At 48.4% G+C, this 11235-nt stretch carries 3 protein-coding genes and 1 pseudogene; all 4 read left to right on the forward strand.

All coding sequences use genetic code 11. The features are described 5' to 3' along the window. Window positions 1-209 precede the first annotated feature (209 nt). The gene (locus H2R00_RS04780) at window positions 210-1370 is read left to right on the forward strand and encodes an acyl-CoA dehydrogenase family protein (protein WP_182070569.1); all 1161 of its coding nucleotides are present in this window, start codon (window positions 210-212) and stop codon (window positions 1368-1370) included. Window positions 1371-1401: 31 nt separating this feature from the next. After that, window positions 1402-3039, forward strand: a complete 1638-nt coding sequence (locus tag H2R00_RS04785; protein WP_182070570.1) for an AMP-binding protein — start codon at window positions 1402-1404, stop codon at window positions 3037-3039. 40 nt (window positions 3040-3079) lie between these two features. Continuing rightward, window positions 3080-3160: pseudogene (locus H2R00_RS04790) on the forward strand (biotin carboxylase N-terminal domain-containing protein); the annotation flags it as partial. A gap of 393 nt (window positions 3161-3553) precedes the next feature. Continuing rightward, the gene (locus H2R00_RS04795) at window positions 3554-11209 is read left to right on the forward strand and encodes a non-ribosomal peptide synthetase (RefSeq protein WP_182070571.1); all 7656 of its coding nucleotides are present in this window, start codon (window positions 3554-3556) and stop codon (window positions 11207-11209) included. The last annotated feature ends 26 nt before the right edge of the window (window positions 11210-11235 follow it).

Consider the following 11235-nt stretch of genomic DNA (forward strand, 5'->3'; position numbering starts at 1 on the left):
TTTTCATCCTGAGTATAAAGTTCACACTTCAAATTTGTAAGTATGCACTTTTAGTTCAGGTACTTACGTAAAGGTAAGTATCAGTTGGTCATCAAACGGTGCAATTTTGCCTGTCCCAAATACTCTGGCATGAAAAATGCACTTTTTTAATATAATGTTACAAAGCTCTGCTGCCTAAGGAATTTGAGATCCAAAAAGGGGGTCACTTTATGAATTTTGAACTAACCAGAGAACAGCAAATGGTACGCGAACTCGCAAGAGATTTTGCGAAACAGGAAATTGCACCGCATGCCGAACATGTTGACAGAACGGGAGAATTTCCGATTGAGACATTTAAAAAAATGGGGGAGCTCGGCCTCTTGGGGATTCCGTTTCCGGAAAGCTACGGCGGTTCAGGGGGGGATACGATTTCCTATGCGCTTAGCGTCGAAGAAATCGGCAAAGTGTGCGGAAGCACCGGTCTAAGCTATGCTGCTGCTGTATCGCTCGGGGCTGCACCGATTTATTATTTCGGCACTGAAGAACAAAAACAAGAGTACCTCGTGCCGCTTGCGACGGGCCGGGCGCTCGGAGCGTTTGGGCTAACCGAACCGAATGCGGGTTCCGATGCGGGCGGCACCCGGACAAAAGCCCGCTCGGAAGGGGACAGCTATGTGATCAGCGGTGAGAAGTGCTGGATCACAAATGCCGGATATGCCCGGACCGTCATCGTCACCGCCGTCACCGGAAAAGATGACAGCGGAAAAAACATCATCTCCGCCATCATCGTTCCGACAGATTCGGAAGGCTTCACCATTAAAAGCGAATATGACAAAATGGGTGTCCGCGGCTCCAATACATCACAGCTTATATTGGACAATGTCCGCGTTCCAAAGCAAAATCTATTGGGGAGCCCGGAAAAAGGGTTTAAACAATTTCTCAATACACTTGACGGCGGCAGAATTTCGATCGCCGCGCTGGCTGTTGGTATTGCCCAAGGTGCATTTGAGGCGGCGCTTGCATACGCCAGCGAACGAAAACAATTCGGCCGGCCGATCTCCTATTTCCAGGCGATTCAGTTCAAGCTTGCCGACATGGCCATGGAAATTGAGCTCGCCCGCAATATGGTGCTGAAGGCCGCCTGGCTGAAAGATCAAGGCCGGCCGTTTACAAAAGAAGCGGCTTTTGCCAAGCTTTATGCCTCAGAAATGGCGTTCAGGACATGCAATCAGTCCATTCAAATACACGGAGGATACGGGTATATGAAAGAGTATGGAGTCGAGCGCATGCTACGGGATGCAAAATTAATGGAAATCGGTGAAGGGACTTCAGAAATTCAACGGCTCGTCATCGCAAGGCAACTCGGCATAGGCAAACAAGCGCTGGAATGAAAACGCTTTCCATCAGGAGGGAGGGACAACGTTGGCAGAGCTGCTCCATTTGACAATTGGAAAGTTGTTGGAGAAAACCGCGGTAAACTCACCTGATCACGAGGCTGTCGTCTATCCGGACCGCGGCCTCCGCTATACGTACAGGCAGTTTGACCAGTTGTGCAGAAAAGTCGCAAAAGGACTGATGGCGCTCGGTATTGATAAAGGTGAACATGTCGCAATTTGGGCTTCCAATACTCCGGAATGGCTCACCGCCCAGTTTGCGTCGGCAAAAACGGGAGCGGTGCTTGTCACAGTCAACACGAACTATCAATTATCAGAGCTTGAATATGTGCTGAAACAGTCAGATGCCACAACCCTCATTTTAATGGAATCATACCGGGGCACTTCATACATTGATATCCTTTACAAGCTGATTCCTGAATTGAAGGAGTCCGAACCGGGCAAGCTTGCATCTGAAAGGCTGCCTTTCTTAAAAAATATTATTTTGATGGGAAATAAAAGGCATCCAGGCATGTATCTTTGGGATGACCTATTAAAACTCTCCGGATCGGTAAGCGAAAAAGCGCTTGATCGCAGGATGGAACGACTCGAAGAGCATGATGTCATCAATATGCAATATACATCAGGTACGACCGGCTTTCCGAAAGGCGTGATGCTCACCCATTCCAATTTGGCAAACAATGCGGCTAATATTGCAGAATGCATGAATTTATCGAAAAAAGACAGAATGTGCATCCCTGTTCCTTTTTTCCACTGCTTTGGCTGTGTGCTGGGAAACCTGGCTTGTGTCACGGCCGGCGCGACGATGGTGCCGGTACAAGAATTTAGTCCGAAAGAAGTGCTTTCCGCCGTCGAAACGGAAAAATGCACGGCGCTTCATGGTGTACCGACCATGTTTATTGCTGAACTGAACGATCAAGATTTCGCATCATATGACCTGTCTTCTTTAAGAACGGGTATCATGGCCGGTTCAAACTGTCCGATTGAAGTCATGAAAAAAGTGATCGATAACATGGGAATGTCTGAAATAACGATTGCATACGGACAGACGGAAGCATCACCGGTCATTACCCAGACGAGGGCCAACGATTCGCTCAAAAGAAGGGTCGAAACCGTAGGTCGCGCCTTGCCGAATGTAGAAGTCAAAATAACTGAACCGGGCACGAACCAGGAGGTTGCAAGAGGCGGTCAAGGCGAGTTGTGCACACGCGGCTATCATGTTATGAAAGGCTATTACAAAAACCCTGAGGCCACGGCAGCGGTGATCGATGAGGAAGGATTTTTGCATACGGGTGATTTAGCCGTAATGGATGAAGAAGGCTACTGCCGGATTACCGGGAGATTAAAAGACATGATCATCAGAGGCGGTGAAAACATATATCCGCGGGAAATAGAAGAGTTTTTATACAAGCATCCCAACATTCTCGACGTCCAAATTGTCGGAGTACCTGACGAAACATTCGGCGAAGAGGTATCGGCCTGGATCAAACTGAAAAGCGGAGTATCCATGACGGCTGAAGAATTAAAAGCATACTGCAAAGGTAAAATCGCCCGCTATAAGATTCCGCGCTATATCGCATTTGTAGAAGAGTTCCCGATGACGGCATCAGGAAAAGTGCAAAAATTCAAGTTAAGGGAGCAGGCGCTTGAGCATTTTCAATTGTAATTTTCACTTTCAAGCGCGACTAACATAAAAAGGGGCGTAATTGCTTATCGCCAACCGGGGAGAAATCGCCCTCCGGATCATCCGAACTTGTCAACGGCTCGGTATTCAGACGGCTGTCGTGTAGCCAGAAGCTCAAATCAGACAAAATGAGGCAAGAAACTGTATCTTACCAATCAAGATACAGTTTTTTTATGAGGTTTTTCAAAAAAACACATGAGACGATATCTTTTTTTATGAATAAATGATGACAATTTTCCATTTCGATCACGGTGCTTTGGATCGTTATCACTGTTTTTTGAATAAAATGGTATAAACAACAGTAGAGACAAGGATTCTGCAAATGAGATAAAATAACCATTTTCTAAAAAATTATTGAATTTATTGTAAACATTGTTGTATTTTATCGAATTTGTATTACAATGATTCTCATACGTATGATTTAGCCATATATTGTCATATAAACTGTAATTATTTTACTTATTTATTCTCTTATATTTGAAATGGAGGGGTTCCATTGAACACAACCTACACTTTGACCCATGCTCAAAGGAGAGTATGGTTTACCGAGTTGCTAGATCCGGGTACAAGTATCTGCAATCTTGCAGCCTGTGTCAAATTCAGGGGAGCTATCGACCTTGATGTGCTGCGGCGGGCTTTGGACTTTTCAGTTTCCCTGCATGATTCACTTCATTTTCAGCTGACAGAAGGGAAAGGGGAAGAGCCTGATCTTTATCTCGTTGAACATCGCCCACTTTCTATAGAGACAATTGATTTTACAAAGGCCGGCAAGTCCGAACGGAACAAGTGGATTGACGATCAGACTTCGATTCCGTTTAAGCTGTTTCATTCACCGCTTTATCAATTCACTCTGCTGGCGATTTCGAGCGAAGAAGTTTGGCTCTATGCAAAATTCCATCATATCATAATGGACGGTATTTCTCTTAATCTGCTAGGCAATCAGCTGATTGAGATGTATCAAAAAATGATTCGGAATGAACCCTTACCTCAACATCATGAACCTTCCTACCTCACCTATATCGAAAAAGAGAAGCAGTACTTGCAATCTTCCAGGTTTGAAAAAGACCGCTTATTTTGGACAAACACCTACCACACCATTCCAGAACATTTCCCACTAACAGAAAAAGCCTTGCCTCAACAACAAAGCACCGCCGCTATAAGAGAAACCCTGACTCTTTCACATCCCTTGGCAGAATCAATCCGACACTTTTGCGAAAAGAACCAAATCAGCATTCTTTCTCTGTTTATGGCTTCGTTTTACATATGCATCAGCAGGCTGACCTCCAGCAAAGATATTGTGATTGGAACCTATTACGGAAACCGCACCTCTAGGCTGGAAAAAGACATGCTCGGTATGTTTGTGAGCACACTGCCAATCAGAATGGAAGTTGATCCTGATTGTGATTTTCTTTCCTTTGTCACAAGCATCGGGAAAGAACAGCTGTCAGTCATGCGTCATCAAAGATATCCCTACAATCTGCTGATGAACGAATTAAGGCATCAGCATGGTGATCTGCAAAATTTAATCATCACTTCCATACAGTATCAGCCGCTTCAATGGCAACAAGCGGATGGCTTTGAGTATGAAACGGCCATGTATTTCAGCGGGCGCACTGCAAATCAGCTGTCTGTTTCGATTAAAGAGCGCCTTGACACCGGTATCATACAGTTAAATTTTGATTATCAAACCGCTTTGTTTACTGAACATGATATTAAACGGATTCAATCCCATCTTTTAACCGTTGTAGAGAAGGCGCTCGAGAAGCCGGATCAGCTGATTAAAAATATCGATATGGTAGAGTCCAACGAAAAGGAGCGGATTTTGTTTGCTTTTAACCAAACAGATTCTGTCAAACCTTTGGCGCCGACGCTGCATGGTTTTTTTAACCGCCGCGCGGCTCTTTCGCCGCACCTGCCGGCGCTTCGTTTTTCCGGCGGTATCTTGACGTACCGAGAGCTTGATCAGTACACAAATCAGCTTGCTGTCCGTCTGAAGAAAAAAGGCGTCGCCGAAGAAAGCGTCATCGGCGTGCTCGCCGATCGTTCACCGGAGATGGTGATCGCGGTGCTGGCTGTTTTGAAAGCCGGCGGCGCTTACGTGCCGCTTGATCCGGACTATCCTGAAGAACGGCTCAGGTACATGCTCGCTGACAGCGGCGCCACGCTCCTCATCACAGGGCCGGGGTTATCCGTCTCCGGCTTTTCCGGTGAGGCACTTGAGGTCAATCTGTCATCGCTTCAAGCGGGACCAAAGGAGACAGAACCGGTTTGCGCTCATACGGATGGCGGCTCACTCGCCTATGTCATCTATACATCCGGCTCAACCGGGACACCGAAGGGGGTCGCGGTTGAACACCGCCAGGCTGTCGCCTTTTTGTCCGGGATGCAGCGGCAGTTCCCATTAACTGAAGATGATGTCATCGTAATGAAGTCATCGTTTTCATTTGATGCTTCGATCTGGCAGTTGTTTTGGTGGATGATACCCGGCGCCTCCATGTATTTGCTTCCGCCGGGCTGGGAGAAAGATCCCGCTTTGATGACAGAAGCCTTCGTCAATGAAGGGGTGACGACGGCTCATTTTATCCCGGCGATGGCGAACAGCTTTTTAGACCAGGTGGAGATGGAAACAGATGAGAAAATGACAAGCCTTGCGAAAACCCTTAAACGTGTATTCGCCGGAGGTGAAGCGCTTGCTCCCCAGACAGCCGCGCGATTTGCCCGCTCTTTGCCGGAGACTGCGGTCATTCACGGCTACGGGCCGACAGAAGCTACGGTGGATGCCGCATTTTATCTGTACGATCACGAAAAAGACAGGAAACGGATAAGGCTTCCGATCGGAAAACCTGTACCAGGGGCGCGCCTTTATATTTTAGACAGTGAGAAAGCCGTCCAGCCAGCCGGAGTAGCTGGAGAACTGTATATCGCAGGCGCGGGGGTCGCGAGGGGCTACTTGAACCGTCCGGAACTGACGAAAGAACGGTTTCTCGATGACCCGTTTTATCCAGGCGAACGCATGTATCAAACAGGCGATCTGGCAAGATGGCTTCCGGACGGCACCGTTGAATGGCTGGGCCGCACGGACGGCCAGGTGAAAATCCGTGGCTACCGGATCGAACCGGGTGAAGTCGAAGCGGTGCTTCGACAAATCGACGGTGTGCGGGAAGCGGCGGTTATCGCCCGGACAGAAGGGGAGGAAACCGAGCTTTGCGCCTATATTGAAGGTCAGGATCAACAGACCGTAAGGACAGAGCTGGGCAAACGCCTGCCGGCCTATATGATGCCTTCGTCCTTCATCGAGATGAAAGAGTGGCCTGTCACTCCGAGCGGAAAGCTTGACCGCAAGGCGCTGCCCGCTCCCGCCGGAGCGGCTGAACGACGCGCTTACACCGCGCCGCGAACCATCACGGAAATGAAGGTAGCCAAGCTTTGGGAAGAGGTGCTGAAATACGGCCCTGCCGGCATTCGCGACCACTTTTTCGAACAAGGCGGCCACTCGCTGAAGGCGACTGCGCTCGTCTCCCGCATCGCCAAAGCGTTTGGCGTACAGGTGCCGCTGAAGGAGATTTTCGCCAAGCCGACACTGGAAGAGCTCGCTGCCGTGATTCAGGAATTGGATGAAAGCCCGCATGCGGCGATTGAACCGGCGGAAAAACAGGACACCTACCCGGTGTCCTCAGCGCAAAAGCGGATGTATGTGCTTCAGCAGCTGGAAGACGGCGGTGTCGGCTACAATATGCCGGCGGCGCTTAAGCTGACAGGTCCGCTCGACCGCGCCCGGCTTGATGAGGTTTTCAGGCAGCTGATCCGCCGCCACGAATCGCTCAGGACGTCGTTTGAAACCGGGGCAGATGGCGAGCCTGTCCAGCGCATCCATGACGTTGTCCCGTTTCAGCTCATGGAGTTGGCGGCGGCTGAAGACTTTGTCCGTCCGTTCCGCCTTCAAGAAGCGCCGCTTTTCCGCGCCGCTCTTGTGAAGGAAGCGGGGGAGAGCCATCTGTTGTTGGTTGACATGCATCACATCATTTCCGACGGGGTATCTGTCGGCACCTTGATCCATGAATTCAGCGAGCTGTACGCCAACCGGACGCTGGCCCCGCTGCGGATTCAATATAAAGACTACGCCGTCTGGCAACAGGCCTTCAAACAAGGGGAGGTGTACAAAAGACAGGAGGCCTATTGGCTGAAGCAGCTCGACGGCGAGCTGCCGGTTCTGGATCTGCCGGCCGACAACGCCCGCCCGGCGGTGCGAAGCTTTGCGGGTGATACAGTGTCCTGCACGCTTGATGCAAAAACGACGGCTGGCCTTTACAAGATCGCCCGTGACAACGGCTGCACCCTGTATATGGTTCTTCTCGCCGCGTACAGCACGCTTCTTGCCCGTCTCAGCGGACAGGAGGATATCATCATCGGTTCGCCGATCGCAGGAAGGCCGCACAAAGACTTAGAACCTGTCATCGGCATGTTTGTCAACACGCTGGCGATCAGATCGCAGCCGGCAGAAAACAAACGTTTCCCTGATTTCTTAAGGGAGGTACGCCAAACGGCGCTTGAGGCATTCGAGCATCAGGATTATCCGTTTGAAGAGCTTGTCGACCGGCTCGGCGTCGTCCGTGATATGAGCCGCAATCCGCTGTTTGACGCCATGTTTATTTTGCAAAACACGGAACAGCACGATATGCAATTAGCCGGTCTTCAAGTCAATCGCGTTCAAACATTTGCCCATCAAGTATCTATTTTTGACCTTACATTGACCGCTTGCGAATCTAACGGAAACATCCATTTCGACATGGAATTTAGCACTGATCTTTTCTTGAAAACAACCATTGAGCGCTGGATGAAACATTTGCTTGTACTTTTGCGCCATATCGCCCATCAGCCCGAGACAGAGCTTGCGCGCTTCAATCTTCTGAACGATGAAGATCAACACCAAATTCTTGTTGAATTTAATCACAAACACCTTCAACTTCCAGAACGATCAGGAGTGTTTCACGAACTGTTTGAAGAAACAACAGTGAATAATCCTCAGCAAATCGCAGTCATTGAGGGCTCGAAACAGATCAGCTATCACCGGTTGAATGGTCGCGCCAATCGACTGGCGCGGACGCTTCAAACAGCCGGAATCGGTCCTGAAAAACGAGTTGCGATTTTGGCCAATCGTTCGATTGAAGCCATCATAGGTGTTTTGGCCGTGCTGAAAGCGGGAGGAGCGTATATCCCGATAGATTCCCATTATCCAGAAGAAAGAATTCGGTTTTTATTAAAAGACAGCGAAGCATCTGCGCTGCTGGCCCAGGCTGATTATATAGACACCGCTTCACTTTTGACAGATGGCAGTATGCCTTGCATCCATCTTGACCATGAACATAATGGCCTACTCGAAGAGAATATTGTTTCAACCGCAACTCCAAAAGATACTGCCTATGTCATCTATACTTCAGGAACAACAGGAGCGCCAAAAGGAGTTGAAGTCAGACATCGCAATTTCACACATGCAGCGTTTGCTTGGCGAAGCATCTATGAGCTTGACCGCACACCAGCGCGAGTGCTGCAAATGGCCAGTTTCTCGTTTGATGTCTTTTCAGGAGACATAGCCCGGGCATTCTTAAACGGGGGAACGCTTGTGATTTGCCCGGATGATGTCAGAATTGAGCCTGAACTGTTATGTAAGCTGATGAATCAACAGCAGATTACATTAATGGAATCAACACCTTCCCTAATTATTCCCTTTATGGAATATGTTTATCGGCGAAAATATCGATTACCGAGCCTAAAGGTGCTGATCCTAGGTTCAGATATTGTCAGTGCCCAGGATTTTTATGCACTCAATGAACGGTTCGGGAAAGAGATGCGGATCATCAACAGCTATGGTGTAACAGAAGCAACTATTGATTCAAGCTATTATGAAATCACGATGAGTAAAGAGCCTTATCGTGATTTTGTACCGATCGGCATGCCGCTCCCAAATGTACAAATGTATGTCCTTAATAAGGACAATCAAGTTCAGCCCATCGGTGTTCCAGGGGAACTTTTTATTGGGGGAGAAGGCGTGGCCAAAGGTTATTGGCGAATAGCTGAATTAACAAAAGCCAAATTCAGCGATCCTTTAGGGCAAGGTCAGCCGCTGTATCAAACCGGAGATCAGGCCTGCTGGCTTCCGGACGGCACCCTTCGTCTTTATGGGCGTCTTGATCAACAAGTCAAAATAAAGGGCTACAGAATTGAGCTCGAAGAAATAGAAAATGCGCTTTTGAAGAACGAGCAAGTCAAAGAAGCGGCAGTCGCCGTTCAAAAAGATATCGAAGGGAAAACCTATTTGGCGGCATACATCGTTCCTAAAGAAGCAGACATCATCGATCTGCGTTTAGACTTGGCGAAAAGGCTTCCGGCTTACATGATTCCGGCTCATTTTGTCGGTTTAGAGAAAATGCCGCTTACATTTAACGGAAAGCTGAATAAAGATGCCTTGCCTGCTGCACATGTTCAGCGCTCGCAAACCTACCATGCCCCGAAAAATGAAAAACAAGCATTGCTATGCCGGATTTGGGAGGATGTGCTCCATGTCCGGCAAGCCGGCATTTCCGACTCTTTCTTTCAGCTTGGAGGAGACTCCATAAAAGCGCTGCAAGTGTCGGCTCGTCTTGCCGCTGAAGGATGGGATATGACGATTCGGGATTTATTTCAATTTCCAACCATTGAAGAACTGGCAAGTCATCTGACTCCGACCGTATCAATTGCCGATCAGGGACCTGTTGAAGGAAATGCCAGCCTAACACCTGTCCAGCGAAGGTTTTTCGCCTATCCTGGCGCTTTTGAACATCATTATAATCAAGCAGTCATGCTCACGAGTGAAAAAAGATTGAACGAGACTGCACTGCGCCGGGCCGTTACCGCCTTAATCAAGCATCATGACACACTGCGGATGATGTTTAAGAAAGACGATAGCGGACGTGTCCTTCAATATAACCGCGGAATCAGTCAAACGGATGGGGATGGATTTAGCTTTAAGACCATAGACCTCGCCGACGAGACGCAGATTGCCGACCGCATAGAAGCGGAAGAAAAACGAATACAACGGGCTATGCGTTTGGACGAAGGACTCCTTTTTCACATCGGATTGTTCAGATTGCGGGATGCAGATCATCTGCTGATCGCGATTCATCATCTGATTGTGGATGGTGTATCATGGAGAATTTTGCTTGAGGATTTACAAACAGCTTATCAGCAAGCTTTAGCAGACAAAAAAATCAAATTGCCGCAGAAAAGCGACTCTTACGTAACATATGCAAACAGGCTGCATCCATTGTCAACAAGTAACGAACTGCTTGAGGAAGCGGCATATTGGGAGCATGTGATATCTTTTGAAACGGCCGCATTGCCAAAAGACGGTCACAGGAATGCGGAAAGGCTGCAAAAAAAGACGCTCACCGCCTCTCGCATGTTAAGCGTGAAACTGACAAACCAGCTGCTGTTTCAAACAAAACAGGCATACGGCACAGAGGTGAATGAACTGATGCTGGCGGCCTTAGGAATGGCGCTTGCCGATTGGACGAAACATGAGCAATTCCTTGTCAGTGTTGAGGGGCATGGCAGGGAAGGGCATGTTCCAGACATCGATATTTCCAGAACCGTAGGATGGTTCACCGCGATTTATCCGGTTCTTCTGAATATGAGCGCGCCGGGGAATTCAAGCGAAAAAACCGCTTGTCGTATAAAAACTGTGAAAGACATGATGAGACGCGTGCCGAACCATGGAACAGGATACGGGCTCTTGCAATCGTCCCAACGACTTCAGCATCGTGATCCTGAAGTCTGCTTTAATTATCTCGGACAGTTCGACGGTCTTGAGGGAATGATGCGGATGTCTCCTTATCAGCCGCGCCATAACATTGCAGAAGAGCGGCCCAGGGAATTTGATTTGGACATCAATGCCATGGTCATCAATCATCAGCTTGATATTCAGGCTGTCTATACCGACGTCTTTTCCCGGCATACGATTGAAACATTTATGGATGGCTTCCGTGACCGCCTTTGTGAGGTGATCGAGCATTGTTCCACTAAGAAAAAACGCGAAAAAACTTTGAGCGATTTCAGCAATAAACAATTGACTTCCGCTTCATTATCAAGCATTGCCAATCTCGTAAAAGATCTTTAATTTCACCGGAAAGGTGTGTGGCATTC

This window comes from Bacillus haynesii (genome assembly GCF_014042035.1).
In the GTDB taxonomy this organism is placed as follows: domain Bacteria; phylum Bacillota; class Bacilli; order Bacillales; family Bacillaceae; genus Bacillus; species Bacillus haynesii.